The sequence below is a fragment of the Pseudomonas laurylsulfatiphila genome, from assembly GCF_002934665.1.
GTDB classification, from domain to species: Bacteria; Pseudomonadota; Gammaproteobacteria; order Pseudomonadales; family Pseudomonadaceae; genus Aquipseudomonas; species Aquipseudomonas laurylsulfatiphila.
The window spans coordinates 107,407-133,531 of record NZ_NIRS01000006.1 but is presented as its reverse complement, the minus strand read 5'-3'; the positions used below and the strand labels follow the sequence as shown (position 1 = coordinate 133,531).

The window sequence follows — 26,125 nt, the reverse complement described above, 5'->3', positions numbered from 1 at the left end:
TTACAACTTGGCGTCGGCAGCCAGCTGCACGTAGCTCGGGTCGAAACGCAGCTTGAGGTTGCCTTTGTCGCCGCTGGTCACGCCGTTGGCGAAGGCCATGCCGACCGCGCTGGTGTCCTTGGCGCCTTCGCCGAGCAAGCCGTGCTGGAAGGAAAATTCGGCGACCTTGCGCATGGTTTCCGGCAATTGCTTGCTGGTGCTGAATGCCAGGGCTTCCTTGGGCGTGGCGAACAACTTGGTGGTGTCCAGTTGCGCCTGGAAACCGGCCAGATCGGTGCCCGAGGCTTTGGCCATGTGTTCCAGTGCGGTTTTGCCGGCGGCGTTTTTCGCGTTCATCAGCTCGACCACTTCGAACCACGCGCCGGTCAGAGCTTTGCCCAAGGCCGGGTTGTCTTTGAGGGTCTCGGAGTTGACCACCATCATGTCCATGATTTCGCCGGGGATCTGGCTGGAGTTGAACACTTCAGTCACCGCGGGCTTGGCCTTGATGTCCGAGAGCATCGGGTTCCAGGTGGTGACGGCGCTGACCTGTTCGGTGTTGAAGGCGGCCGAGATGTCGGCGTCGGAGGTGTTGACCACTTTCAGGTCTTTCTCGGTGAGGTCCACCGAGTCCAGGGCCCGGGCCAGCAGGTAATGGGAGACCGAGAGCTCCACCAGGTTGACGTCCATGCCCTTGAGGTCGGCGACCTTCTTGCCTTCGCCCTTGAGCACGATGCCGTCGTTGCCGTTGGAGAAATCGCTGACGATCAGCGCGGTGCTGTCGACGCCGCCGGCGGCCGGAATGGTCAGCGCGTCCATGTTGGTCATGGTGCAGCCGTCGAACTGGCCGGCGGTGTACTGGTTGATCGATTCGACATAGTCATTGAGCTGCACCACATCGATCTGGATGCCGTACTTTTTCGCCCATTTGTCGACGATGCCCTGGCTGCCGGCGTACTCCCACGGCATCCAGCCGGCGTAAATGGTCCAGCACACGCTGAAGTGGTCTTTCTGGGCAGCCTGGGACGAGAGGCTCACGAGGGCGGCGAACGCAGCGGCGAGCAAGGCGGGTAAACGAAGCTGGGACATGGTGGTTCTCCAGTTGATCAAGGACGCACAGGACGGCAGCGGCACCGCTAACGGTGGCTTGTCTCCCGGGCTTTTGTCCCGCCGTGTAACCTCAACTGGAGGTCGCCAACTCTCGGACCAGTCACTCGCGATTGCGAGCCGGAACCCTAGTCAGCCATTTGCAAATTGTGGTGCCGCGAACCTGTAGTGACTCCTGCACGGGGTTGTTAAAGCGAGAGGCGTGCCAAGTTGGCCCGAGCGCTCTAGCGTGGGGGACAGGGAGGTCGACGGTGTTGATGGGAGGGGCGCACTGCCTTGTGATGGTGCGCGGGTGCACCGCATTGGACCCTGTCCGCCGCTGATCAGAAGGTGGGTGCAACATCGCACTTGGCAGGGGATTGCCAGTCAAAACAGATGTCAGTCGGTGTGTGCCGACTGCTGTCACAGGTCTTTACGGAGGCCGCCATGTTACGTCGATTGTTGTTGGGGGCAGTGCTCGGTCTCGGACTGTCTGGCTGCTACTACTACGACGGTCCTGCCGACGTCTACGGGGGATCTTATTACTACCCCGGTTACTACTCGCCCTATTACTACGGTTACTACGGTCCGCGTTATTACGGTGGTTATCGCTCCTATTACTACGGTGGGCATGGTTACTACCGTGGCCACGGGTATTACGGCGGTGGACATCACGGTGGTGGATATCGCGGTGGGCACCGTTAATCAGGGCGTGAATAGATGAAAAACCTTTCATCGGGCAGATGTTTCTACTTGTTTCAGGAACGCACCAGATTCCGAATTCGGTGTCTGATCTTTCGACAGTCAGCGAACATTTGACTGTCGCCTGCCAGCGTCGCTGGTGTGGCTCACCCGCGGTCCAGGAGGCCGCCATGCTCTGTCAAAAAATGCTGCGGCAAATTCTTCTGCTTGCTGTATTGGGATTGTCACTGGGTGGGTGCGTGCCTTACTACGATGAAGGAGGCAGTTACTACAGTTCCGAGGTCTATACCTCGCCATCGCCAACCTATTACGCCGGAGGGAGTTCCTACTACTCCAATGGTGGCGGTTACTACACACCGCCGCCCCGGTACTACATGCCTCCAGCGCGGTATTACCAGCCGACACCGCGTTATTACTCACAGCCACGGATGTATCAACCGTCGCGCCATTACCAGGCGGCCCCTCGTTATTATCAGCCGTCGCGGGGCGACTACCGTGCGCATCAGAACCATGGCTGGGACGGCCGTAACCGCGGAGGCTGGAACAATGACTATCGCGGTCACGATGGGCGCAGCAATCGTGGTGGGCGTGGCGATCACAACGGACGGGGCGGCCACCGCTAATCAGCCAGTCAAATGCCAAACCTGTGGGAGCAGGCTCGCTCCCACAGTTTGTTCAGTATTCGGACAAATCCGCCAGCGGATGCCGACCTTCCCAGGCCTTGTGAAAATGCGCCTCGACCACCGCGTCCGGCACGTTGTTGATGTCTGGCCAGTGCCAGTGCGGCTTCTGGTCCTTGTCGATCAACCGCGCACGTACGCCTTCGCTGAATTCCGGATGACGACAGCAATTGAGGCTCAGGGTGTATTCCATCTGGAAGACTTCGGCCAGCGACAGGTGTCGGGCCCGGATGATCTGTTCCCATACCAGATGGGCGGTCAACGGCGCGCCTTCACTCAGGGTCCTGGCCGCGCGGCTGAGCAACAGGTCGCTGTGGTCGCGCAGGGCGCTGATGGCCTTCCAGGCGCAACGCACATCGCTGACATCCAGTAGCTCGTCGATCTGCCGACGGCGCGGCAGCCACTGGGCGTCGGGCATCTGTGCCACGGCTTCCTGCTGCAAGGCCTTGAGCAGGCTGTTGAGTTGCATGGGTGTCTGTTCCTGCCAGTTCAATTGCAGCAGGCCTTCGATCAACTCCGGCTGCTGCTCATCGAGCATAAAACGATCCGCCAGGTCCAGATCGATGGCATCCCGGCCGTTCATGTGCGCGCCAGTCAGTCCCAGGAACAACCCGAGCTTGCCGGGCAGGCGCGACAGGAACCAACTGGCGCCAACATCCGGGTAGAGGCCGATGCTGATCTCCGGCATGGCCAGGCGGCTGCTCGGCGTGACGATACGGGTGCTCGCTCCTTGCAACAGTCCCATGCCGCCGCCGAGCACATAGCCGTGCCCCCAGCAGATCAACGGCTTGGGGTAGGTGTGCAGTTTGAAGTCCAGGCGATACTCCGCCGCAAAAAACTGCGCAGCCAGTGGCGGTACTTCCCCCGGATGGACGCGACAGGCTTCCACCAGGCTGCGAACCTCACCGCCGGCGCAAAAAGCCTTGGGGCCGTTACCGCGCAACAGGACGCAGACGATCTGCGGGTCCTTGGCCCAGGCTTCCATGCGGTCGCGCAGGGCGTTGATCATCGGCAGGGACAGGGCGTTCAGGGATTTTTCGGCGTCCAGGCTGGCGATGCCGATGCGTGCGCCGTCGGTGCCGGTGAGTTCTTCGATGTGCAGATTCATCGTGACCTCGATCGGGAATTTGAGGGTTAAGTATGATCGCTATGTGGGAAAGTGCCGGATCTGCATCAGATCAATTGACAAGCGTGGTGAGCTTTCCTAGGGTTCGCCCCATTGTTTTTGCCGGATGTAACCATGACTGCTGACGACCGTATCAAACTCGAACCGGGCTGGAAGGAGGCACTGCGTGCCGAATTCGACCAGCCTTACATGGCAGAGTTGCGAAATTTCCTGCAACAGGAGCGGGCGGCCGGCAAGGAGATCTATCCACCGGGGCCGATGATTTTCAACGCGCTCAATTCCACGCCGCTGGACAAGGTCAAGGTGGTGATCCTCGGTCAGGATCCGTATCACGGCCCGGGCCAGGCCCACGGTTTGTGCTTCTCGGTGCAACCCGGCGTGCCGGCGCCACCGTCGCTGGTGAACATCTATAAAGAGCTCAAGCGCGACCTGAACATCGACATCCCCAACCATGGCTATCTGCAGAGCTGGGCGGATCAGGGCGTGCTGATGCTCAACACCACCATGACCGTCGAGCGCGCCAACGCCAATGCCCACAAGGACAAGGGCTGGCAGTTTTTCACCGATCGGGTCATTGAAGTGGTCAGCCAGCAGCAGCCGCACCTGGTGTTCATGCTGTGGGGCGCCCATGCGCAGAGCAAGCAGAAGCTGATCGATGCGACCAAGCACCTTGTGCTGACCTCGGTGCACCCGTCACCGCTGTCCGCCTATCGCGGCTTCCTCGGTTGCGGGCACTTCAGCCGCACCAACAAGTTTCTGGAGCAGAATGGCGAGACGCCGATCGAGTGGCGGTTGCCGCCGGTTTGATGTGTTGACGGGGCTGGCCCCTTCGCGAGCAGGCTCGCTCCCACAGGGATCACGCGAACCCTGTGGGAGCGAGCCTGCTCGCGATGAAGTCGATTCGGTCTTACTCCGGATTGCGATTCCAGTACTTGAACAACGGCTCCGCCAGAAACAACACAAACAACAACCTCATCACCTGCATCGCCGTCACCAGCGGCACCGACAATTGCAGGGTCTCCGCCGTCAGGCTCATCTCGGCAATACCGCCCGGCATCATGCCTAATGTCAGTGAGCGCAGATCCAGGTGGGTCAGCGCACTCAAGCCCAGTGCTGCGGCAGTCGCAATCAGCATGGTCAGCACCGTGCCGATCAAGGTGCGGCCCATGAACGATGGTGCACGCCGGAAAAACTGCCGGTTGAAGTGACAGCCCAGACCGCTGCCAATCAACCACTGGCCGATCTGGCTGCCGCCGTTGGGCAAGCCGATGTGCAGGTCCCAACCGATGCTGACCGCCGCACTGACCAGCAACGGCCCGAACAGCCAGGGGTTGGGTTGACGCAGGCGTTCCCAGATCCAGGCCGCCAATGCGCCAGCAGGGAACAGCACCGCCAGCCAGCGCCAATCGATGCTGCCCGCGTGGGCAATCGGCGCACCGTCACCCAGCAAATACTTGAAGGCCGCCGGTACGCACAGCACCACCACCAACACCCGCAAACTTTGCCCCGCCGCCACACGGCTGAGCACCGCACCATTACGCGCGCCGAGGTTGACCATCTCCCCGGAACCGCCGGGCATGCTGGAAAAGAACGCGGTGGCGCGATCTTCACCGGTACGGCGCATCAGCCACACGCCGACCACGGCGGACAGGCTGGTGACCAACGCCCCGAAGAAGATCAGACCGAAATGACTCAGCACCTGCTCCATCACCAGCGGGGTGAAGTGCAGGCCGATACCGATGCCGACGATCCACTGGCCGCACTTGCGGCCGCCAGGGATTTCGGCCAATTGCCAGGGGGTCAGGCAGCGCACGAGGATGATCGCCAGCAACGAGCCGACCATCCACGGCAAAGGCCAGCCGACCTGGCTGGCGAGGTAACCGCCCAGCAGGCCGACCAGCGGGGTTCCCCACCAGGCTTTGAACGGTGTTCGATCAGACATCGGCGATAATGCGCCGGGTAACCGAACGTTTACGCCAGATGCGCACAATGGGCACCAGCAACATGACTACGATCAACCCCCAGACACCGACGGTGATACCGCTCGACCAGAGAATATCCAGCGAACCGTTGGAAATCGACAGCGCCCGACGCAGGTTCTGTTCCATCAAGCCACCGAGGATGAAACCCAGCAACACCGGGGACAACGGGAAGTCCAGCTTGCGCAGGATGTAACCGAAGATGCCGATGCCGATCATCAGGAACAGATCGAAGGTCGTGGCATGCACGGCGTACACACCAATGGCGGTGATGATTGCGATCATCGGCACCAGCGCCCAGTTCGGTACGGCCAGGATTTTGGTGAAGATCCGGATCATCGGAATATTGAGGATCACCAGCATGATGTTGGCGATGAACAACGACGCGATCAGGCCCCAGACGATGTCCGGTTGCTGTTGAAACAGCAGTGGGCCCGGCGTGATGTTGTACAGCGACAACGCGCCGATCATCACGGCCGTGGTACCCGAGCCGGGAACACCGAGTGTCAGCATCGGCACCAGTGCACCGCACGCTTCTGCGCCAATGGCGGTTTCCGGTGCAGCCAGGCCACGCTTGTCGCCTTGTCCGAATTTTCCGCTTGGGCCGGCGATACGTTTCTCGGTCATGTAGGCCACGGCGCTGGCCAGTGTGGCGCCCGCACCCGGCAACACGCCCATGATGAAACCGAGCACACCGCAACGCATGTTCACCCAGAACACCGAAGCGGCTTCCTTGAAGTTGAACAGCATCCGGCCGGTGGCCTGGAAGGCTTCCTGGCCACGGTGGGTTTTTTCCAGCAGCAGGAGGATTTCGCTGATGGAAAACAGACCCAGCACCAGGACCACGAATTGAATGCCGTCGGTGAGGTGGATGTTGTCCCCGGTGAAACGGTAAACGCCGCTGTTGGCATCAATGCCGACGGTCGACAGGAACAGGCCGATCAACGCCGCGATGAACGTCTTGAGCGGCCGGTCACCCGCCATGCCGCCGAGGCAGACAATGGCGAACACCATCAGTACGAAATACTCCGCCGGACCGAAGGCAATCGCCCATTTCGCCAGCATCGGTGCGAACACGACCATCCCGCAGGTCGCAATGAAGGCGCCGATGAACGAACTCCACGCCGACAACGACAACGCCACACCGGCCAGGCCTTGGCGGGCCATCGGGTAGCCATCGAGGGTGGTCATGACGGTGGAAGCTTCGCCCGGGATGTTCAGCAGGATCGAACTGATACGACCGCCATACTCGCAACCTAGGTAAACCGCGGCCAGCAGGATCAGCGCCGACTCCGGTGGCAGGCCGAGGGCGAAGGCGATCGGGATCAACAACGCCACGCCATTGATCGGACCGAGTCCCGGAAGCAGGCCGACGACCGTACCGATCAGCGTGCCGCTGAGTGCGGTCACCAGGTTGTAAGGGGTGAGTGCGACGCCGAAGCCGTGACTCAAGTAACCAAGCGTATCCATATCAGTTCTCCAGAACGTCGAGCAGGCCCAGAGGCAGTGGCACGTCCATGACTTTGTCGAACAGCAGGTACAGGCCGACGCTCATCAGGCTGATGATGATCGCGCCCGGCAGCCAGCGCCCGCCGTACAGGCGAGCCATTGGAATGCCAACCAGCATGCTGCTGAGGATAAAACCCAGCGGTTCGAACAGCCCGGCGAAGACCAGCAGCAACAGCACGCAGACACCGATCTTGGTCAGCGTCTCACGATCCATCGGCGGATCTTCATCGGTGTGCTTGATTGGCGAGGGGCGATACACCATGTAAACCAGCGCCAGGCCCATCAGCCCCAGCATCAACAGGGGGAAAGCGCGTGGGCCGATCGGTTCGTAGGAAAAAGGTGCCTGGTAGGGCCAGGCCATCGCCACCAGGCTGAGGCAGGCCAGCAACAGCACCGAAGCAAAAATGCGTTGTAAGAGCATGAGGAACTCCTGTGCCGCGACTCCGCCAAACGGAGTCGCGGCCGCTAGACAGAGGCGATCACTGGATCAGGCCGAACTCTTTGGCCAGCACTTTGTAGTCCGCGACCTGCTTCTTCACATAGGTGTCCAGCTCCGGGCCGGTCATGGCGAACGGGAACAGTTCACGCTGGTCGCGCAACTTGGCGAACTCCGGTGAAGCCAGCAGTTTGTCGAAGGAATCTTTCCACCAGGCGTAGTCCTCGTCGCTGACCTTCGGCCCCAGGTAGAAACCGCGAACCACCGGCCAGACGATGTCGTAGCCTTGTTCGCGGGCGGTCGGGATGTCCTTCATTTCCGGTTCGTCCAGACGCTTGTCAGAGAACACCGCCAGCAGGCGCATGTCACCGCTCTGGATGTGTGGCATGGAGTCGGAAATGTCGGTGCTGCCAACCTGGATATGACCGCCGAGCAGGGCCGTGGCGATCTCGCCGCCACCTTCGAGGGCAACGTAACGCAGGTCACGCGGGTTGATCCCGGCGGCCTTGGCGATCAGCGCGGTCTGCATCCAGTCCTGGCTGCCGACGGTGCCGCCGGAACCGATCACCACTTTGCTCGGATCTTTCTTCAGGGCCTGGACCAGATCGTCGAGGGTCTTGTAGGGCGAATCGCTCTTCACCGCGATTGCGCCGTAGCTGGTGCCAACGGCGGCCAGCCAGCGCACATTGCTTTCATCGAAACGACCGAACTTGCCTTGGGCCAGGTTCAGCAGCGAACCACTGGACCAGGCCACCAACGTACCGGCATCGGCCGGACGCTGGGCGACCACCGCGTTGTACGCCACCGCGCCGACACCGCCGGGCATGTAGGTCACCCGCATCGGTTTGGTCAGCAGTTTTTCGTTGATCAGCGCGCTTTGCGCCAGTTTGCAGGTCAGGTCGAAACCACCACCGGGCGAGGCCGGGGCGATGCATTCCGGGCGTTTAGGCTCGGCCATGAGTTGGCCGGCGAACAGCACACAGCTGGCGGCGAGGGCGAAACGGCGCATTGAATGATTCATTTTTGTCTCCAGTGGAGTTTTTGTTTTTCGGGATGATTCAGGTGCGACGATTTCGCGCGGTGCTGGCGTGTTCGGATCCGCACGGATCGAGCGACGGGCAGCCGGCTTCGGCGCGGGCAAGCGTAAACTTCGGGGAGCAAGAGAAAGGGCGGGGCGGGCAAGCCTGAAGCTGTGTGGACAGCATGGTGCAGTACCTCGTTTATTGTTCTTATTGGCGAAAACGCTTCGAGGCGTTTTTCGGTAGTTACATGTCAAAGCACGTTTTCAAAACTACGATTCGATGGTCGGCAGTCGAAACCATCCGTGGGGCGACTCTAACGACCCAACCTTTCGCTAACCTTTCAGCGGGCTTTCACGGTTTTTCGGGCTTCACAGCGGTGATTGCGGCTGTAAACTCCGCGCCAAAGAATGGCGTCGGCCATCCCTGAACGAGGTATAGATCCATGCGTGTCCTGCTCGTCGAAGACCATTTGCAGCTCGCCGAAAGTGTCGCCCAGGCGCTCAAGAGCACCGGGCTGACCGTGGACGTCCTGCACGATGGCGTGGCCGCCGACCTGGCGCTGGGCAGCGAGGAATACGCCATGGCGATTCTCGATGTCGGCTTGCCGCGCATGGATGGTTTTGAAGTGCTGGCGCGCCTGCGGGCGCGGGGCAAGAACCTGCCGGTGTTGATGCTGACCGCCCGCAGCGACGTCAAGGATCGGGTCCATGGCCTGAACCTCGGCGCCGACGATTACCTGGCCAAGCCGTTCGAACTGACCGAACTTGAAGCCCGGGTCAAGGCGTTGCTGCGCCGCAGTGTGCTGGGCGGTGAACGTATCCAGCGTTGTGGTGTGCTGGCCTATGACCTGGAAACCCGGCGTTTCACCCTCGGTGATGAATTGCTGACCCTGACCTCCCGCGAACAAGCGGTACTCGAAGCCCTGATCGCGCGCCCCGGTCGGGTGATGAGCAAGGAGCAACTGGCGTCACAAGTGTTCGGTCTGGATGAAGAGGCCAGTCCCGATGCGATCGAAATCTACGTGCACCGTCTGCGCAAGAAACTGGATGGCCAGCCGGTCGCCATCGTGACCTTCCGTGGCCTCGGTTACTTGCTGGAAAGTCGCGATGCATAAGCCCAGCAGCTTGCGCTGGCGGTTGTTGTGGAACCTGGCGCTATTGCTGGTGGTGTTGATGCTGGCCAGCGGGTTGAGCGCCTACTGGAACGGTCGTGAAGCCGCCGACACGGCCTATGACCGGACCTTGCTGGCCTCGGCGCGCACCATCGCCGCCGGCGTTTCCCAGCGCGACGGCACCCTGAGTGCCGACGTGCCCTACGTGGCCCTCGATACCTTCGCCTACGACAGTGCCGGGCGAATTTTCTACCTGGTCAACGACATCAATCAGAAGCTGATTTCCGGTTACGAAAACCTGCCCGCGCCACCGCCGGGAACGCCGCGCACCGATGACTACCCGGCACTGGCGCGTTTCTACAATGCCCAGTACCGCGGGCAGAACGTGCGCGTGGTGAGCCTGCTCAAGCCCGTGAGCGAGCCCAACATGAACGGCATGGCGGAAATCCGCGTGGCGGAAACCGATGAAGCGCGCGTCAGCATGGCCCGCAGTCTGGCGGCGGATACCTTGCTGCGCCTGGGCATGCTGGCAATCGGTGCGTTGATGCTGGTGTGGTTTGCGGTGAGTGCCGCGTTGCGCCCGCTGGAGCGCTTGCGCACGGCGGTGGAAGAGCGCCAGCCGGACGATCTGCGCCCCTTGCCATTGGTGGAAGTGCAGCGCGAATTGTGGCCGCTGGTGCGCGCCCTCAATCACTTTACCGAGCGTCTACGTGGACAGTTCGAGAAACAGGCGCAATTCATAGCCGATGCCGCCCACGAACTGCGCACGCCATTGGCAGCCCTCAAGGCGCGACTGGAGCTGGGCATGCGCTCGGCCGAGCCCGATACCTGGCGCAGCACGCTGGAGACCGCCGCCCAGGGCACTGACCGCTTGACCCATCTGGCCAATCAGTTGCTTTCCCTGGCACGGGTCGAAAATGGCGCCCGGGCGATTGCCGAGGGGGGCGCGCAGTTGCTCGACCTCAGTCAATTGGCTCGGGAGCTGGGCATGGCCATGGCGCCGTTGGCCCACAAACGCGGCATCGCGCTGGCGCTGGAAGCGGATGAACCCGTCTGGTTGCGGGGTGAGCCGACGCTGTTGAACGAACTGCTGAGCAATCTGGTGGATAACGCACTGGCTCACACGCCGCCGGGCGGCAACGTGATTCTGCGGGTCTCGGCGCCCGCCGTGCTGGAAGTCGAAGATGATGGCCCCGGTATTCCTCTTGAGGAGCGCGACCGGGTATTCGAACGCTTTTACCGGCGCAATCAGCAAGTGGCCGGTTCAGGGTTGGGATTGGCGATTGTCGGCGAGATCTGCCGCGCGCATCTGGCGCAGATCAGCCTGCACGATGGTGAGCGGGCGGGGTTGAAGGTGCGGGTGAGTTTTGTTGCCGGAGAGTGATGGGGCTTGTTCTGGCCCCATCGCGAGCAGGCTCGCTCCCACAGGGATTTGTGGCGTTGCATAGATCCAATGTGGGAGCGAGCCTGCTCGCGATGGGGACGAAGCAGTCCTTGATCAATAAAACATCGTGCGCGTTTCTTCCAGGTCGGCGCACATCGCCTCGTCGTCGATGTCGATGCCAAGAGCAATGAAGGCCGGGACGCTCAACGGGTCAATACGAGCGAACGGATGGTCGGTGTCCTTGTGGCAATACAGGCTGGCCACCTGCACCAGATCCACATAGTCGACCTGCGCCGACTGGCGTTTGAAATCCAGGTAGAGCTGCGGCACCTGCACCAGCATGTCGGGAAAGTCCCAGACCTTGAGCAGTTTTTCGCCGATCAGCGGATGTATCCGGTCGATCACATGGTTGAGGCTGACAGGGTCGGACAGCAGTTCATAGTGATCTTCGGCGTAGGTCAGGATAGGCAGTACGCCGATCTGGTGCACCAGCCCGCCAAGGGCGGCCTGGTCGGGCTTGAGCCGGGTGTAGCTGCGGCACAGGGCATAGCTGACGCCGGCGATTTCCAGGCTTTTGCGCCAGACTTCGCGCATTTTCTGTTCCACCACGTCGGAGCGGGCGTGGAAAATCTGCTCCATGACCAGGCCGATCGCCAGGTTGCAGCTGTAGTTGATGCCCAGGCGAGTGATCGCGGTGTGCAGGTCGGTCACCTCCTGGGTCGCGCGCAACAGCGGGCTGTTGACCACTTTGATCAGGCGCGCCGACAGCGCGGTATCACGGCCGATCACTTTGCTCAGGGTACTGACGCTGACTTCCGGGTTTTCCGCGGCCTTGCGAATTTGCAGGGCCACTTCCGGTAACGTTGGCAGAACCAGGTCATCGTTATTGATGGCCTCAACCAAATCCTGTTGGACCTTTTCCGCCAGCTCGCTCATTGAGTCTCTCTAGGTGTCGCGCTAATTGCTGCCGTTATTGCTGGATTTCGCGATCGCGGTCCAGTTCATAAGGCAGGTCGAGCAGCTGCAAGGACGGCCCTTCGAGCGCCCCCAGGTGGATGTCCCCACTGTCTGCTGCTTCGGCTTGCAACACCGCCAGGAGCTCAATGCCTTGCCCGGCGCGGGCAGCCAGCACAACTTCGCCGATGGAGCTGCCATGGGTCGGGGAGAACAGCGCCATACCCGGTTCCGGCAGCTCGCCGGCAGCCAGTTGCAGGCGATACAGGCGACGCTTGAGCTTGCCCAGGTACTGCATGCGCGCGACGATTTCCTGGCCGGTGTAGCAACCTTTCTTGAAGCTCACACCACCGACCGCTTGCAGGTTGAGCATTTGCGGGATGAACAACTCGCGGGTGCCGGGCATGACCTGGCCGATCCCGGCACGGACCTGGCCCAGCAACCATTGATTCAGGTCACCTTCGCTCAGCACGGCCGACAGCTTGCCTTTGACCGCATCGGCTTGACTGGCGGTGACCCACAACTCGGCGCGTTGCGGCGAAACACGGATGGCGATCAGTCCATCGCTGCGCACGACGCTGTCGGTTTCTGCCGGCAGGTCCAGGCCGAGGCTGGCCAGTGCGGCGTCGCCATGGTCAATGCCGAAGCGGACCCAGGCGGCACTTTCGTCGGTCAGTTTCGATTTGGAAAACACCGCGTATTTTTTCAGGTCCGCCAGTTGCGGTTCGAGCAATTCGCTGGCCATGGCCAGGACCACGCCGTCACCTTCGAGCAGGATGCGAAAGCTCGATTGCATCCGGCCTTTCTGTGTGCAGCGCGCACCGAGGCTGGCCCGGGAATCGCTCAGGTAGTTGAGATTGCAGGTCAGTTGGCCTTGCAGGAATTTGCTGGCATCCGCGCCGCGGACCGCGAGAACACCTTCATGAGAAAGCGTGCAGAAAAAAGCAGAATCGGCCATGGGTCATCGCAGGGTAAAAAGTCTGGTGGACATCATAAGGGGCCGCCTTCGAAATGGGTAGTTCACAAAGGATCACCGGTGCCCGACCAAAGCCGACTGTTCGACCGGGCGCGGGCCTGTATACTTGCGGCCTATTTGAGGAGCGCTCCATGGTCGAAGATGTTGAACTGAACCGCCTCTTTTGGCACAGCCGCCGTGGCATGCTTGAGCTTGACGTGTTGCTGGTACCGTTCACGAAAGAGGTTTACGCAACGCTCAACGAGGTGGATCGCGCGTTGTACGTCCGACTGCTGACGTGTGAGGATCAGGACATGTTCGGCTGGTTCATGGAACGCAGCGAATCGGAAGATCCCGAGCTGCAACGCATGGTCCGCATGATCCTGGACCGTGTCCAGCCCAAGTAATTCGTTCGAATGCCGCTGGCATGCCTCACGGCAGTTGCTGGCGGCGTATCTGCTGGCCCAGCTGTTCGCGTTGGGTTCGTTGTTTTTATTGTCGATTCCGCTCTGGGCCAGCTCGCTCGGCGTCGTGCTGTGCGTGGCTCACGGCGTCTGGCTGTTGCCCCGGGGGATTCTGTTGACGCACCCTCAGGCCTTTTGCGGCTTGCGGCGCGATGCCGATGGCTGGCAGTTGTGGAGTCGGGCCAAGGGTTGGCAGCCCGTGCAGCTGAGGCCGGACAGCCTGGCGCTGCCGTTGGTGGTGGTCTTGCGTTTTCGTCTGCGTGGCGAGCGCCGGGTCAGGGCCATTTGCGTGCTCCGGGATGCGCAGGCGGCGGATGTGCACCGACGCCTGCGGGTCCGGCTCAAATTCAGCCGACGTAGGTGGGCGGCACCAGAATAGTGTCCAGCGCGACCGGCAACATGTCCGGGTAGTCGAGGGTGTAATGCAGGCCACGGCTTTCCTTGCGCTCCATGGCTGACAGAATCATCAGCTCGGCCACCTGGGCCAGGTTGCGCAGCTCGATCAAATCCCGGCTGACCTTGTAGTTGCTGTAGAACTCGACGCGATGAGGCTAAACCCAATGGATACAGGGGTTTCAGCCGATGAGCATCAACCAGCGTCCTCAAAGTGGGACAAACCTGCTACAAACTGCCCTCGCCAAGCCGTACCACTATCGTCGGTCTGGTCGCTATTACCTTCGCCTTCGCCATCAAGGGGCCACCAAGGGTTTCTTCACGCTTTCACTCAGAACCACTGACAAGGCCACTGCTATGACCATCTCCCAAGAAATACTCCAGACCCTCAAGGCCTTCCACTTCGACAACCCAGCGGCAACTTGGGATGAGCTAAGGGAGCGTTTGGTTGACATTGCTGAGAGTTGTCTGACGATGGCCCATGGTGACGGCTCTTTGGTGGCTTACGAGATGATCCACGATGAGCAGCGTGTTGCCCTTCGTGAGGCCAGTGCCAAGCTACCGCTGAGCGTCAATCAACAAAGAGCCGTGAGCAAGGCATTGGAGATCCTTGAGGCCGCTCAAGAGCGCTTGGAGGGCAGGTCGGGGAAGCTGGTCGAGATCGTAAGGGACCTGAAGGGTGAATCATGTAGCACGCCAGTGCCCCTGTCTCCGTCCCTATCTGTATTACCGTCTAAGCCGCTGACCTTCAAGGCCATCTCTGAGCTCTACATGGAGGAGCGCAAGGACAACATTCAGGCCAGCACCATGCGGGACGTGAAGTCGTCCTGTGAGGCCATCGGTGCGGTCCTCGGTGACTTGGACATGAAGACCCACACGCGGGAGGACATGAAGAACCTTAGGGACAAGCTACTTGAGGACCGCAAGCCTTCGACTGTGAAGAAACTACTGACCCGGCTATCGACTGTCATGGATTGGGCAGTGAATAACGACTACATCAGCAAGAGCTTCGATAAGGGCCTGAAGCCTACAAAAGGCGCTGATAGCTCTCGTGAAGCGTTCTCGCAGGATCAGGTGAAAGCCCTTATGGCTCATGCCAAGACGCTCCCTATAGATGCCTGGCAGCGCTGGGCATTGTCCCTTGGGGTCATCGCTGGGACCCGTATCGAGGAACTCAGACAGTTAACCAAGGCTGACGTTAAGCAGGTCGGGGGTGTCTGGGTCATCGACATTAATAGGAACCATGGCAAGACAGCCAAGACCAAGAATGCGCTTAGGGTCGTACCGCTGACCGATGAGGCCTATGGGTTCGACCTTCAGGCATTCCGTGAGTTTGTCGATAAGGCCGACTCTCAGTTGTTCACGTTGGGCGCGGGTCAGTTCTCTGTGTTGCTCAATGGGACCCTTCGGGATGTCCTGAGCTTGAATGCAGACCGGACCCAAACTTTTCATTCACTGCGTCACTCATTGGCAGGCGCAATGAAAGCCGCTGAGGTTCCTCGTGGGACCGCTGAGTCGATCCTTGGGCATTCGTCGGGGTCGATCAGCTATGACCTGTATGGGGCAGGGGCATCTGTGGAAGTCGGGCGGATGGCCGAGGCGCTCGTAAAGGCGTTCGCGCTGACCAAGTAACCCTTAGAAAGATGGCAATATGCCTTGAAAAGGCCATTAGTTGGCCCCATGTAGTTGCCGCACGTTGAAGGTTCAGCGTGAGGCCATGTTGTCTCTCCGACACGGAAGAAGTTGGCACTATCAATTCAAAGCAAAAGGTAGTTGAGCATGGATAAGTGGGATTTTTATAAAGACAATGCTGGCGAGTGGCGCTGGAATCGCACAGCTTCCAATGGGCGCATTGTAGGTGCCTCATCGCAGGGATATGTGAATCGTGCCGATTGCTTGGCTAATGCTCAGCGCAACGGTTACAAGGGGTCGTAAGGCTCAGTTTAAAGGAGGGATGGCCTGCATGGCGTCCCTTTCAAGGGCATCGAACTGGATGTCCTCGTGGGTCACCCTGAGCATGACCTGTTGTTCGTGGCCTTTCAGGTAGCTGAGGCATCTGGTCTCAAGAACGCTAAGTCCTCGGTGAGCAACATCCGCATCGCCCATAAGATCGGTCGCCAGCTCGGGACACTGGTACAGGATCAATGTATCAGTCTCCCTCTGGACACCTTCGGGAAGCGTATGCGCTCCAACGTGGTCATGTTCAACGAGCCTGAGGTTTACCGGATGCTCATGTCTGGTCATGCGCCAGCCTCCGAGCCATTCCGCAAGTGGGTCGCTGAAGAGGTCCTCCCGACCATCCGCAAGACCGGCAAGTATGACGCTGAGCAATCCACCAACCCAGCGGTACTGCGTACCTGATCGCGCTCCTACGTGAAATCTGAGCGGCTCGCTGGGTCTTCCTCCTTGCTGCTTTCACATAGCGTCGTGATGCTGAAGGCTGTTCCTGGCCCAATCTGTGACGACTCCCGGAGATGCCCTGAAGGCCACGTGTTTACTGGTCGAAGGATCGTTGACGTTATTTACCCTCACTGTTGCCCACACAACTTTGAGGAGATCCAATGTCCAGCTACAACCCTGCTCAACACGAAGCCATCACCACCGCTGAAACCATCACCAAGCGTGGCCGAGGCCGACCGACCAAGATCATCAACAACCTGTTTCACGGCTTCATCGGGCCGACCACTGACTACGGCCAATATCCTACCTTCGCCATGGACATCCTTGCGGGCATCGCTCGGCTTGACTGGCATGACCGAGCTATCGGCGTAGGCGGTTCATCTAAGCCGTTGTCCGTTAAGCGCCTCGTAGCGATCCTTTCGGAACTTGAGGTTGTCTCGGCAGCAACCGTAACGACTCAATACAGGTTGGGTCTTCGACAAGCGCAGCGTTACGTGAAGGCCATTGAATTGGCAATGCCGTACCTTCTTAAGAGCCGACCCGATGGTCTGAGCTACGAGATGCGTTATGGCTTCTTGAGGGACTCGACCCGGCCTAACGACTGGGAAGACCAGCTTGAGCCACCGAGTCCTGAAGACCTCGCAAAGCTGCACCATGACCTGAGGACGCTGGGTGCTGAGAGCACCTCCGATTAAATGCCGCATACTTAAAAGAAACTCAACGAGCCCTGAAGGACCAACAGAATCGACCTGTTCATCGACACTTGATCGACCAGATGACAGAACGCTCATCGACCCGCTCATGGAGGAGAGGGGTAGTGATAATAATCACCCCTCCTCGAAAGGAACCTTAAAGAACATCGCAAAGGAGAACTCGCTTGACCACCTTCATCACCTGCCCAGCAAACTCCCAGCTCACTGAAGCTGACCTGATCACCTTGTCTCTGGTCTTCAGCAAACCTCTACGACTTTCGTTGATTGAGCTTCGTCGTGTCTTGAGCAACCGTAGAGCTTCCTTCAGGACCTACGAGGCCGGAACAGTCACCTTTGATATGGACGCCATGCTTCGTGAAGTGTCCTCGAAGTGCCCCTCAAAGATTGTCGAGAAGCTATCGGAACTGGTCGCCCAAGGTCTCTGCCTTCAGGCCATCTCCGCGACACCGTTGAGCATTCCCTTGACGGGAACTGAGCGGATCTCACTCAGGACTTGATGGGGCCGTCAAGCTGACGTTTATTTACCCTCACTATTGCCCCAGACACTCAGCGATCAGAAATAAAAGATTCCTGTAGTCGTCCTCCCAAGCAGTAACGACCGTCGCCACGGTTGTCCTTTCCGATGCCCTCTCAGGCTTGCCATGTCCTGTGACCCAGCATCACCAACACCCAAACCCAGAATCTTTTGATTCGACCTTGGTAGATGCCCATGAGGCTCCCTCCTTGGCCGTCTGGTCGTGCGCGCATCTATGGCGCTGAGGTCGAATCAAAGGGTCACCTCATAGGAGATCCACCACCATGCAAATCAACATCACCAAAGTCCTGAAGAACGAAGTGACCATCTGCGGCCAGATCCAAAGTCGTGAGTATGTCGAGAACATCATGCTGCCTTTATTGATGGCTCAGTGTGGCCGTAACAACGGCGCAAAGTTCGGTGTCATCGACGCCTTTAACAATGCTGGTCTCTCCCTGAAGGCCATCCAAGAGGACGCTCGGGATTACTTCCTGACCAAGCGAGAGCAACAGGAAACCCGTGAGAAAGCTCAGCGAGAAGCCAATGCCCATGCTGAGCGACTCCGTGAATCGACACCCCGTGAGCTGGCCGAAGCGAAAGCCAAGAAGGAAGCCCAAGCGGCTGCTATTCGAGCCCAAGGCGAGCGTGTCCGTGCGGCGTCTCGTAACACCGGCTGGTAAGTCTTTTCCTTACCTGTCCTCGACACACCACTTCAATCCCATCTACCTCAGGAGAACCATCCCATGAAACTGACCAACCAATATGTAAAACCTACCTTCAGCACCGTGAAGGCCTACGACGCCAACACCGGGTCGATCCAATTCGATGTCACTGATGTCGGCCCAGAAGGCCTTGCCGCTGCCGATGTGTCCGTCTACGTGGAGGTCCTCACCGAGGCCCTCAAGGATTACCTCAACGGTGACGATTGGCGCCAAGAGGCAATGGATCGGACCCCTTGTGAGTTCCGTCCTGCTGGCACGAATGCCACGGGTCAACAGATCCTCACCATGGCTGATCGCTCGGTTAGCTTCGACCCTCGTAAGAACTGGGACAACCAGACCATCGAGAAAGGCGAAGTCCTGGCCGGTTCTGTGATCTTCACCGAAGCCACGGATACCGCTCTGTTCATCAGCCACCGGGTCAGCATCCTCGACCATACCGTGATGGCTGGCTTCACTGAGAACTCAATGGCTCAGACCGCCGATAAGATGCTGCGTGACATCGAGTACATTGCCGCTGGCAAGATCGCAGCAATCCTTTCGACTACTCCAAGCACCGAAAGCGTCTCCAAGGCCATGCCAACCGGCAAGCCTGTAGAGATCGCTGAGGACCTCATCGACATCTTGACGATGAACATCAACCAGACTGTAGGCAACTCATTAGCTGACTTCGTGGTCCTGCTCCCTGTGTCTCTGGTCGCCGTGCTTGAGCGTGCTGCTCAGCGTGCTGGCAAAGGTAGCCTTCAAGACCTCATTGGCGCCTCTGTGCAGCCTTACAGCGGTCCTGACAAAGGTCTGTTCCTGCTGCCTAAGCTGTTCACTTCGCTGAGCTACCGCGAAGGCCGTAGCGGTGATGTGTGGCGCATCGAGGCAACTCGTAATGCTAATAGCATGAGCTGGGACTTGGAGATCATGACTGTCGTGGACATCGTGGCTAACGGTAAGGTCCGCGTGAAGCTGACTGCTGATGGTCTTCAGACCGAGGCAGTGGCCTTCCCGATGATCACCAACATCAAGTTGACCTGATCGCTTGATCGCAATGAGCCCCGTAAGACCGACCCTATGAGGGATCGGCAGGGCTCAAGGCAGCCATCCTCTCCATGAGGGAACCTCACAGACTGCTAACGCATGGATCGTACAGTTTTGAGCGCAATGACGTTGATGGTCTGGGGTACGACAAGGATCAAGGCTGCGGGTAGTATATTTACGAGCATTCGAATCATTACATCCGGTGAAGCAAACGTGCCCAGAACGGTAGCAACTACCCCTAATGCATAAAATCCAATCATGGACCAATTTAGCCACAGCATGGTTTTGACGAGCTTTACGTTCGCACTCTGAGATAGGGCTCGCGCCGTACCGAAAGCAACCAGCGCAAAGAAGCTCATTAGGACCAGACCCACAACGATCTGACTCAAGGGAAGATGTCCAACCGAGCGGACAATGGATCCACCTAAGGCAAGAATAGAAATAACTGCGCCACCTATTAGATTCATCCACCGAGTTTTCTTGAATGAAAGCGCTTGGTGTGTCTCTACGGAACTCATAATTGTTCGTCCTTTGAAGTCGCCCTAACGGCCCATGCCGATTCCACTGCATGCTATCAATATGACATCGGTTTTCCTACTGAGCTGTCGGAGCGGATGAACAGGTATTCGGCTTGGTACTGGAACTTAATCAACTTCCCGAAGGAGAAACCCAATGGACACCCTACAGGCTGCCTATCTGGTCTCTGTGGCTGTCCATATCGCGCTATGGTTGTGGACGCATAGAGCCCGATGAGAATCTGACAGAAAAATCTGAGTGACCACCTTCAATGCTTTTACTGCCCGAGTTCCCCCGTATGGCCCTCTCAGGTCCGCACAGGCGCTATAAGGACCCTCACGGGCAGGCGATAAGGACCCCAGTAGCGAGCTGACGCTACGCCCAGCGATGGGACAAAGGTGAGCCAAAGCTGTTACAAAACGGGTCCTCAGCGTGCTACGCTCAGGGCTCCTAACGTGCCTCATCTGGTCGGGGTAAGGATCGTATCCTTCGCCTCTGGCAGCATCTCTGGATAGTCCAGCGTGTAGTGCAGACCCCGAGATTCCTTGCGCTCCATGGCAGACCTGATCATTAGGTCAGCTACCTGAGCAAGGTTCCTCAGTTCAATCAGGTCTCTGCTTACTCGGTAGTTGCTGTAGAACTCGTCGATTTCATCCAGCAACAGTTGCACGCGGTGTTGTGCCCGTTGCAGGCGTTTATTGGTACGCACGATGCCAACGTAGTCCCACATGAACCGCCGCAGCTCATCCCAGTTGTGCGCAATGATCACGTCCTCATCGGAATCGGTGACCTGGCTCGCATCCCAGGCGGGAAGGGGGGCGGGCATCGGAACCCGGGGCAACTGTTCGAGAATGTCCGTGGCCGCCGAGCGGGCATAAACGAAACACTCAAGCAGCGAGTTGCTGGCCATGCGGTTGGCGCCGTGCAGGCCGGTGAAACTGGTTTCGCCAATGGCGTACAGCCCCGGCACGTCGGTGCGGCCCTGTTGATCGACCATCACGCCACCGCAGGTGTAGTGCGCCGCCGGGACCACCGGAATCGGCTGTTTGGTGATGTCGATGGAAAATTCCAGGCAGCGTTCGTACACCGTCGGGAAGTGCGTCTTGATGAAGGCTTCGGGCTTGTGGCTGATGTCCAGATAGACGCAATCGATACCCAGGCGTTTCATTTCATGGTCGATGGCCCGGGCGACGATGTCCCGTGGCGCCAGCTCTGCCCGTGGATCGAAGCGCTGCATGAAGCGCTCGCCGTTGGGCAGCTTGAGGTGGGCGCCCTCGCCGCGCAGGGCTTCGGTGATCAGGAAGCTCTTGGCTTGCGGGTGATACAGGCAGGTGGGGTGAAACTGGTTGAATTCCAGGTTTGCCACCCGGCAGCCCGAGCGCCAGGCCATGGCGATGCCATCGCCGCAGGCACCGTCAGGGTTACTGGTGTACAGGTAAACCTTGGCCGCTCCCCCGGAGGCGAGGATCACAAAGCGGGCGCCATAGGTATCGACTTCGCCGGTGCCGCGATTGAGCACATAAGCACCGAGGCAGCGATCACCGTCGAGTCCCAGGCGTTTCTCGGTGATCAGGTCTACCGCAACCCGCTGTTCCAGCAGTTCGATGTTCGGCCGTTTCCTGGCCTGTTCGAGCAGGGTGGTGAAAATGGCAGCGCCCGTGGCATCGGCGGCGTGGATGATGCGCCGATGGCTGTGACCGCCTTCGCGGGTCAGGTGGAATTCGAACCCGCCATCTTCAGTGCTCGACTGTTCATCGCGGGTAAAGGGCACGCCCTGGTCGATCAGCCATTGAATTGCTTCCTTGCTGTGCTCGACGGTAAAGCGCACCGCGTCTTCATGGCACAGGCCGCCGCCGGCATTGAGGGTGTCATCGACATGGGATTCAACGGTATCGGTGTCGTCCAGCACGGCGGCAACGCCCCCCTGGGCCCAGAACGTCGAGCCATTGGCGAGGTTGCCTTTGCTCAATACGGCAATGCGCAAATGACCGGGCAAGGTCAGCGCAAGGCTCAAGCCGGCAGCACCGCTGCCAATTACCAGAACATCGTGTTGAAACTGTTGGCTCATTTCAGGATTCCGCTCAAAGCGACCCGGGTCGGGGGTGGCGCAGCTGGACTGGCGAGTCAAGTCAGCCGCACAGCCCACTAGTATATAGAGGGGGGGGACGGCACAATACCCGAGCCAGCATGGCATTGTGAAACTACTGTGACGCAAAATGTCGGGCGCTTCGTCGGATGTTTTTCTGCCCGTTGCGCGCGAGAATGACTGTATCGCCGATTTAACAGTCTTTTTCGCTTCAGGGTTGCACAATGTCGGTTCGGCGCAGCTATAAATATTTGGAACTTTTGCCAAAGTGCCAAGATCAATAGACCGTTGCCTGAAACAAGGGACAGCGTCGGATTCAGTACAGGATTGCAGTTCGATCCCTGGCGAAGAATCCGATGACAAGATTATTCGCGCAGCCGGGCCCACTCGCGCTGCGCTTTTCGTGCGTGCCAAATCAGAGCCCGCAGGAAACTTGCCTGGAGGGGGAGAACTTTTGCGAAAAGCCCGAGTCTATGTTTGCAAGTCTGGTGGTTTACTTCTGCAAGCCTCCTCCGAGCTCATCGAGGAGTGTTCATGCTAACCCAGGAAGAGGATCAGCAACTGGTCGAACGCGTTCAGCGCGGCGACAAGCGTGCTTTCGATCTGCTAGTGCTGAAATACCAGCACAAAATTCTCGGGTTGATCGTGCGTTTTGTGCACGACACCCATGAAGCCCAGGATGTGGCACAAGAAGCCTTTATCAAGGCATACCGTGCACTTGGAAATTTTCGCGGAGACAGCGCGTTTTATACGTGGCTTTACCGCATCGCCATCAACACGGCGAAAAACTATCTGGTTTCACGCGGCCGCCGGCCGCCGGATAGCGATGTCAGTTCCGAAGATGCAGAGTTCTACGATGGCGATCATGGCCTCAAGGATCTCGAGTCGCCAGAACGGGCTTTGCTGCGGGATGAGATCGAAGGCACCGTCCATCGAACCATTCAGCAACTGCCGGAAGATTTGCGTACGGCTTTAACTTTACGTGAGTTTGATGGTCTGAGTTACGAGGACATTGCGAGCGTCATGCAATGTCCGGTAGGCACCGTGCGCTCCCGGATTTTCCGCGCCCGGGAGGCCATCGACAAAGCCCTGCAGCCGTTGTTGCAGGAAAACTAAAGACAGCGGCGACAGCCAAGAGAGGAACGCCATGAGTCGTGAAGCCCTGCAGGAATCGCTGTCCGCAGTGATGGATAACGAAGCGGACGAATTGGAATTGCGTCGGGTATTGAATGCCTGTGACGATGTTGAAACCCGTGACACCTGGGCTCGTTATCAGATCGCTCGGGCAGTGATGCACAAGGATCTGCTGCTTCCACGCCTGGACATTGCCGCGGCTGTTTCTGCTGCTCTGGCTGACGAAGCCTCACCGGCAAAAGCGTCCCGCGGTCCATGGCGCAGCCTGGGTCGTCTGGCGGTCGCAGCTTCGGTGACTCTGGCGGTACTGGCCGGTGTGCGTCTGTACAACCAGGATGAGATCGCCGGTGCCGAACTGGCCCAGCAATCTGCTCAACCCGCACTGGCCGTTCCTCAAGTAAAAGGCCCTGCTGTTCTGGCAGGCTACAATGAGAGTTCGGAAGCTACAGGCCCAATGGCCAATGGCGTTTTGCAAGGTCAGCCAGGCTGGCACGATCAGCGTCTGCCAGGCTACTTGCGCCAACATGCACAACAGGCTGCACTGAAAGGTACTGAGAGCGCTCTGCCTTACGCTCGTGCGGCAAGTCTGGAAAACCGTTAAGGAGGATCATGCGCGCCATACCTCTACTTTCGCTTCTGCTCAGCGGCTGGTTCATCGTTCCAGCCCAAGCTGACGATGCCCAGGACTGGTTGACCCGCCTGGGCCAGGCAGAGCAGCAGCAAAGCTTTCAGGGTACTTTCGTCTACGAGCGTAACGGTAGTTTTTCTACCCATAACATCTGGCACCTGGTCCAGGATGGAAAGGTCCGCGAGCGATTGATCCAGCTCGACGGCTCCGCTCAGGAAGTCGTTCGCATTGATGGGCACACTCAATGCGTCAGCGGCACACTGATAGCAGGGCTGGGGGATTCCCCCAACTCCGCTGGCCGTGCACTCGATCCTCAAAAGCTCAAGAATTGGTATGACCTCGCCGTCATCGGCAAGTCGCGTGTTGCCGGGCGTTCGGCGGTGATCGTATCGCTGAAACCCCGCGATCAGCACCGCTACGGTTTTGAACTGCATCTGGACAAAGAGACCGGCCTGCCTCTGAAGTCTTTGTTATTGGACGACAAGGGGCGGTTGCTGGAGCGCTTCCAGTTCACGCAACTGGATACGGCCGACGTTCCTTCCGAAAAGGATCTGCAGGCCAGCAATGATTGCAAGCCGGTCAACCTCGATAGTGACAAGGCTTCTGCCGTCAAGGCTGCCCAGGTCTGGCGTTCCGACTGGTTGCCACCCGGCTTCGAGCTGACCAGCAGTACCGCTCGCAAGGACCCGCAGACCAAGACCCAGGTCAATAGCCTGATGTACGACGATGGACTGGCGCGTTTTTCGGTGTTCCTCGAACCGTTGAATGGCGCAACCGTCACCGACACCCGTACTCAGTTGGGGCCGACCGTTGCGGTTTCCCGGCGCTTGACCACGGCACAGGGCGATATGATGGTGACGGTCGTCGGCGAGATACCGGTCGGTACTGCTGAACGGATAGCGCTTTCAATGCGCAGCGACGCCACTGCAACCAAGCAGTGAGCTGAATTCGAAATGTTTCGTGAGCATTTCAATTTGCAAAAAAACCTTAAATTTCTTATAGGTCAGAGCCCCTCGGCTCTGGCCTTGTTTGTTGTTCCCGGAACAAAAATACCGGCGTATTGTTCCCGGTGTTCCTTGCTCCATATCGCTTAACCCTGCTCGTCGTAACGGGAGCCGTATGTCGATACCACGCTTGAAGTCCTACCTTTCCATAATTGCCACCGTGCTGGTGCTCGGTCAGGCGGTCACCGCCCAAGCGGTCGAATTGCCTGACTTTACGCAACTGGTCGAACAGGCCTCGCCCGCGGTCGTGAACATCAGTACCACGCAAAAGCTGCCGGATCGCAAAGTCAGCCAGCAAATGCCCGACCTCGAAGGCCTGCCGCCAATGCTGCGCGAATTCTTCGAGCGGGGCATGCCGCCGCAATCGCGTTCTCCTCGCGATCGTCAACGCGAGGCAACGTCCCTGGGCTCGGGTTTTATCATCTCGTCTGACGGCTACATCCTGACCAATAACCACGTGATCGCTGACGCAGACGAAATCCTCGTCCGTCTGGCCGATCGCAGCGAAATGAAGGCCAAGCTGGTCGGTACCGACCCACGTTCCGACGTGGCGCTGCTGAAAATCGAAGGCAAGGACCTGCCGGTGCTCAAGCTCGGTAAATCCCAGGACCTGAAGGCCGGTCAGTGGGTGGTTGCTATCGGCTCGCCGTTCGGCTTTGACCACACGGTGACCCAAGGCATCGTCAGCGCCGTCGGTCGCAGTCTGCCGAATGAAAACTATGTGCCGTTCATTCAGACCGACGTGCCGATCAACCCGGGTAACTCGGGCGGCCCGCTGTTCAACCTGAATGGTGAAGTGGTCGGGATCAACTCGCAGATCTATACCCGCTCCGGTGGCTTCATGGGCGTGTCGTTTGCAATCCCGATCGACGTGGCCATGGATGTGTCCAATCAGCTGAAATCCGGTGGCAAGGTCAGCCGTGGCTGGCTGGGCGTGGTGATTCAGGAAGTGAGCAAGGACCTTGCCGAATCGTTCGGCCTGGAGAAACCGGCGGGTGCGCTGGTGGCCCAGATCCAGGATGATGGCCCGGCTGCCAAGGGTGGTCTGCAAGTTGGCGACGTGATCCTGAGCATGAACGGTCAGCCAATCGTCATGTCGGCCGACCTGCCGCACCTCGTTGGCGCATTGAAGGCTGGCGCCAAGGCCGATCTGGAAGTGATTCGTGACGGCAAGCGCAAAAATGTCGAGCTGACCGTCGGTGCCATTCCGGATGAAGACAAGGAAATGGGCGCCGAGCCAAAATCCAGCATCGAACGCAGCAGCAATCGCCTGGGTGTTTCCGTGGTCGAACTGACTGACGACCAGAAGAAAACCTACGACCTCAAAGGTGGTGTGGTGATCAAGGAGGTGCAGGACGGTCCTGCCGCCATGATCGGCTTGCAGCCGGGTGATGTGATCACCCACTTGAACAACCAGGCCATCGGTTCCGCCAAGGAGTTCGCGGACATCGCCAAGGCGCTGCCAAAGAACCGCTCGGTGTCGATGCGGGTACTGCGTCAAGGTCGTGCGAGCTTCATCACCTTCAAACTGGCTGAATAACCCGGTTGATGGCTGAATAAAAAACCGCCTCGAAAGAGGCGGTTTTTTTATGTCCGGACTTA

At 59.0% G+C, this 26,125-nt stretch carries 28 protein-coding genes, 1 pseudogene and 1 riboswitch; of the genes and pseudogenes, 18 read left to right on the top strand and 11 right to left on the bottom strand.

Annotation, left to right across the window (positions count from 1 at the left end):
- A complete protein-coding gene (locus tag CD175_RS22845) occupies positions 1-1,068 on the bottom strand; it encodes a putative urea ABC transporter substrate-binding protein (protein ID WP_104450551.1) in 1,068 nt (355 codons plus the stop codon).
- Positions 1,069-1,128: 60 nt separating this feature from the next.
- A riboswitch (guanidine-I (ykkC/yxkD leader) is annotated at positions 1,129-1,229 on the bottom strand.
- 283 nt (positions 1,230-1,512) lie between these two features.
- Between CD175_RS22845 and CD175_RS22835 the strand changes: the two genes are divergently transcribed.
- Both CD175_RS22835 and CD175_RS22830 read left to right on the top strand, forming a co-directional pair.
- Entirely contained in the window at positions 1,513-1,770 is a 258-nt protein-coding gene (locus tag CD175_RS22835; protein WP_104450549.1) for a hypothetical protein, read from the top strand.
- A gap of 167 nt (positions 1,771-1,937) precedes the next feature.
- Complete coding sequence (locus tag CD175_RS22830) at positions 1,938-2,390, top strand: hypothetical protein (protein ID WP_104450548.1); 453 nt, start codon at positions 1,938-1,940, stop codon at positions 2,388-2,390.
- Between the two features lie 52 nt (positions 2,391-2,442).
- Here CD175_RS22830 and CD175_RS22825 read toward each other — a convergent pair whose 3' ends face one another.
- Positions 2,443-3,555 carry an enoyl-CoA hydratase/isomerase DspII gene (locus tag CD175_RS22825; RefSeq protein WP_104450547.1) on the bottom strand — a complete coding sequence of 371 codons (1,113 nt, stop codon included), beginning with the start codon at positions 3,553-3,555 and terminating at the stop codon, positions 2,443-2,445.
- Between the two features lie 132 nt (positions 3,556-3,687).
- Here CD175_RS22825 and ung point away from each other — a divergent pair, with 132 nt between their 5' ends.
- Positions 3,688-4,380, top strand: coding sequence for a uracil-DNA glycosylase (gene ung, locus CD175_RS22820; RefSeq protein WP_008050720.1), 693 nt, complete (start codon positions 3,688-3,690; stop codon positions 4,378-4,380).
- 100 nt (positions 4,381-4,480) lie between these two features.
- Here ung and CD175_RS22815 read toward each other — a convergent pair whose 3' ends face one another.
- From CD175_RS22815 to CD175_RS22800, 4 genes are read right to left on the bottom strand one after another with little or no spacing between them, the layout of a single operon-like run.
- Positions 4,481-5,515 (bottom strand): AbrB family transcriptional regulator, encoded by a 1,035-nt coding sequence (locus CD175_RS22815; protein ID WP_104450546.1) that lies wholly within the window; start codon positions 5,513-5,515, stop codon positions 4,481-4,483.
- On the bottom strand, positions 5,508-7,022 hold the full coding sequence (locus CD175_RS22810; RefSeq protein WP_104450545.1) for a tripartite tricarboxylate transporter permease: 1,515 nt from the start codon (positions 7,020-7,022) through the stop codon (positions 5,508-5,510). The genes CD175_RS22815 and CD175_RS22810 overlap by 8 nt, the downstream gene beginning before the upstream one ends.
- A 1-nt stretch (position 7,023) precedes the next feature.
- On the bottom strand, positions 7,024-7,482 hold the full coding sequence (locus CD175_RS22805) for a tripartite tricarboxylate transporter TctB family protein (protein ID WP_104450544.1): 459 nt from the start codon (positions 7,480-7,482) through the stop codon (positions 7,024-7,026).
- A 58-nt stretch (positions 7,483-7,540) separates the two neighbouring features.
- Positions 7,541-8,518, bottom strand: a complete 978-nt coding sequence (locus CD175_RS22800; protein ID WP_104450543.1) for a Bug family tripartite tricarboxylate transporter substrate binding protein — start codon at positions 8,516-8,518, stop codon at positions 7,541-7,543.
- A 443-nt stretch (positions 8,519-8,961) separates the two neighbouring features.
- Here CD175_RS22800 and CD175_RS22795 point away from each other — a divergent pair, with 443 nt between their 5' ends.
- Positions 8,962-9,633, top strand: coding sequence for a response regulator (locus tag CD175_RS22795; RefSeq protein ID WP_095966275.1), 672 nt, complete (start codon positions 8,962-8,964; stop codon positions 9,631-9,633).
- Positions 9,626-11,014 (top strand): sensor histidine kinase, encoded by a 1,389-nt coding sequence (locus CD175_RS22790; protein ID WP_007979803.1) that lies wholly within the window; start codon positions 9,626-9,628, stop codon positions 11,012-11,014. The genes CD175_RS22795 and CD175_RS22790 overlap by 8 nt, the downstream gene beginning before the upstream one ends.
- Positions 11,015-11,128: 114 nt before the next feature.
- On the opposite strand, the gene CD175_RS22780 is transcribed toward CD175_RS22790, so the two are convergent.
- A complete protein-coding gene (locus CD175_RS22780) occupies positions 11,129-11,950 on the bottom strand; it encodes an HDOD domain-containing protein (protein ID WP_104450541.1) in 822 nt (273 codons plus the stop codon).
- Between the two features lie 34 nt (positions 11,951-11,984).
- Positions 11,985-12,926, bottom strand: coding sequence for a CAF17-like 4Fe-4S cluster assembly/insertion protein YgfZ (gene ygfZ / locus CD175_RS22775; RefSeq protein ID WP_104450540.1), 942 nt, complete (start codon positions 12,924-12,926; stop codon positions 11,985-11,987).
- Between the two features lie 149 nt (positions 12,927-13,075).
- Here ygfZ and CD175_RS22770 point away from each other — a divergent pair, with 149 nt between their 5' ends.
- Positions 13,076-13,330 carry an FAD assembly factor SdhE gene (locus CD175_RS22770; RefSeq protein ID WP_007979797.1) on the top strand — a complete coding sequence of 85 codons (255 nt, stop codon included), beginning with the start codon at positions 13,076-13,078 and terminating at the stop codon, positions 13,328-13,330.
- Positions 13,314-13,766 carry a protein YgfX gene (locus CD175_RS22765; protein WP_104450539.1) on the top strand — a complete coding sequence of 151 codons (453 nt, stop codon included), beginning with the start codon at positions 13,314-13,316 and terminating at the stop codon, positions 13,764-13,766. The genes CD175_RS22770 and CD175_RS22765 overlap by 17 nt, the downstream gene beginning before the upstream one ends.
- Here CD175_RS22765 and CD175_RS22760 read toward each other — a convergent pair.
- Positions 13,735-13,926 (bottom strand): annotated as a pseudogene (locus CD175_RS22760) (L-aspartate oxidase); the annotation flags it as partial. The gene CD175_RS22765 and the pseudogene CD175_RS22760 overlap by 32 nt on opposite strands.
- Positions 13,927-13,969: 43 nt before the next feature.
- Here CD175_RS22760 and CD175_RS22755 point away from each other — a divergent pair.
- The 7 genes from CD175_RS22755 to CD175_RS22725 all read left to right on the top strand — a co-directional run bounded on the left by CD175_RS22755 (position 13,970) and on the right by CD175_RS22725 (position 19,152).
- Complete coding sequence (locus CD175_RS22755; protein WP_104450538.1) at positions 13,970-15,412, top strand: tyrosine-type recombinase/integrase; 1,443 nt, start codon at positions 13,970-13,972, stop codon at positions 15,410-15,412.
- Positions 15,413-15,559: 147 nt separating this feature from the next.
- Positions 15,560-15,715: a YegP family protein gene (locus CD175_RS22750; protein WP_104450537.1), complete on the top strand. Its 156-nt coding sequence runs from the start codon at positions 15,560-15,562 to the stop codon at positions 15,713-15,715.
- Positions 15,716-15,781: 66 nt separating this feature from the next.
- Complete coding sequence (locus CD175_RS22745; protein WP_158255666.1) at positions 15,782-16,141, top strand: BRO-N domain-containing protein; 360 nt, start codon at positions 15,782-15,784, stop codon at positions 16,139-16,141.
- A 200-nt stretch (positions 16,142-16,341) separates the two neighbouring features.
- The gene (locus CD175_RS22740; protein WP_104450535.1) at positions 16,342-16,875 is read left to right on the top strand and encodes a hypothetical protein; all 534 of its coding nucleotides are present in this window, start codon (positions 16,342-16,344) and stop codon (positions 16,873-16,875) included.
- Between the two features lie 182 nt (positions 16,876-17,057).
- On the top strand, positions 17,058-17,390 hold the full coding sequence (locus CD175_RS22735; RefSeq protein ID WP_240629022.1) for a hypothetical protein: 333 nt from the start codon (positions 17,058-17,060) through the stop codon (positions 17,388-17,390).
- A gap of 301 nt (positions 17,391-17,691) precedes the next feature.
- Complete coding sequence (locus CD175_RS22730; RefSeq protein WP_104450534.1) at positions 17,692-18,087, top strand: hypothetical protein; 396 nt, start codon at positions 17,692-17,694, stop codon at positions 18,085-18,087.
- A 63-nt stretch (positions 18,088-18,150) separates the two neighbouring features.
- Positions 18,151-19,152 (top strand): hypothetical protein, encoded by a 1,002-nt coding sequence (locus CD175_RS22725; protein WP_104450533.1) that lies wholly within the window; start codon positions 18,151-18,153, stop codon positions 19,150-19,152.
- Between the two features lie 95 nt (positions 19,153-19,247).
- Here the strand turns inward: CD175_RS22725 and CD175_RS22720 are convergent, their stop codons facing one another.
- Positions 19,248-19,673, bottom strand: a complete 426-nt coding sequence (locus tag CD175_RS22720; RefSeq protein WP_104450532.1) for a hypothetical protein — start codon at positions 19,671-19,673, stop codon at positions 19,248-19,250.
- Positions 19,674-20,131: 458 nt separating this feature from the next.
- On the bottom strand, positions 20,132-21,739 hold the full coding sequence (gene nadB, locus CD175_RS22715) for an L-aspartate oxidase (protein ID WP_104450531.1): 1,608 nt from the start codon (positions 21,737-21,739) through the stop codon (positions 20,132-20,134).
- A gap of 552 nt (positions 21,740-22,291) precedes the next feature.
- Here nadB and rpoE point away from each other — a divergent pair.
- From rpoE to CD175_RS22690, 4 genes are all read left to right on the top strand, one after another.
- A complete protein-coding gene (gene rpoE, locus CD175_RS22710; protein ID WP_003172477.1) occupies positions 22,292-22,873 on the top strand; it encodes an RNA polymerase sigma factor RpoE/AlgU in 582 nt (193 codons plus the stop codon).
- 31 nt (positions 22,874-22,904) lie between these two features.
- A complete protein-coding gene (locus CD175_RS22705; protein ID WP_104450530.1) occupies positions 22,905-23,492 on the top strand; it encodes a sigma-E factor negative regulatory protein in 588 nt (195 codons plus the stop codon).
- A gap of 8 nt (positions 23,493-23,500) precedes the next feature.
- Positions 23,501-24,460 (top strand): MucB/RseB C-terminal domain-containing protein, encoded by a 960-nt coding sequence (locus tag CD175_RS22700; RefSeq protein ID WP_104450529.1) that lies wholly within the window; start codon positions 23,501-23,503, stop codon positions 24,458-24,460.
- A 178-nt stretch (positions 24,461-24,638) separates the two neighbouring features.
- Entirely contained in the window at positions 24,639-26,063 is a 1,425-nt protein-coding gene (locus tag CD175_RS22690; protein ID WP_095966283.1) for a DegQ family serine endoprotease, read from the top strand.
- Positions 26,064-26,125: the final 62 nt, after the last annotated feature.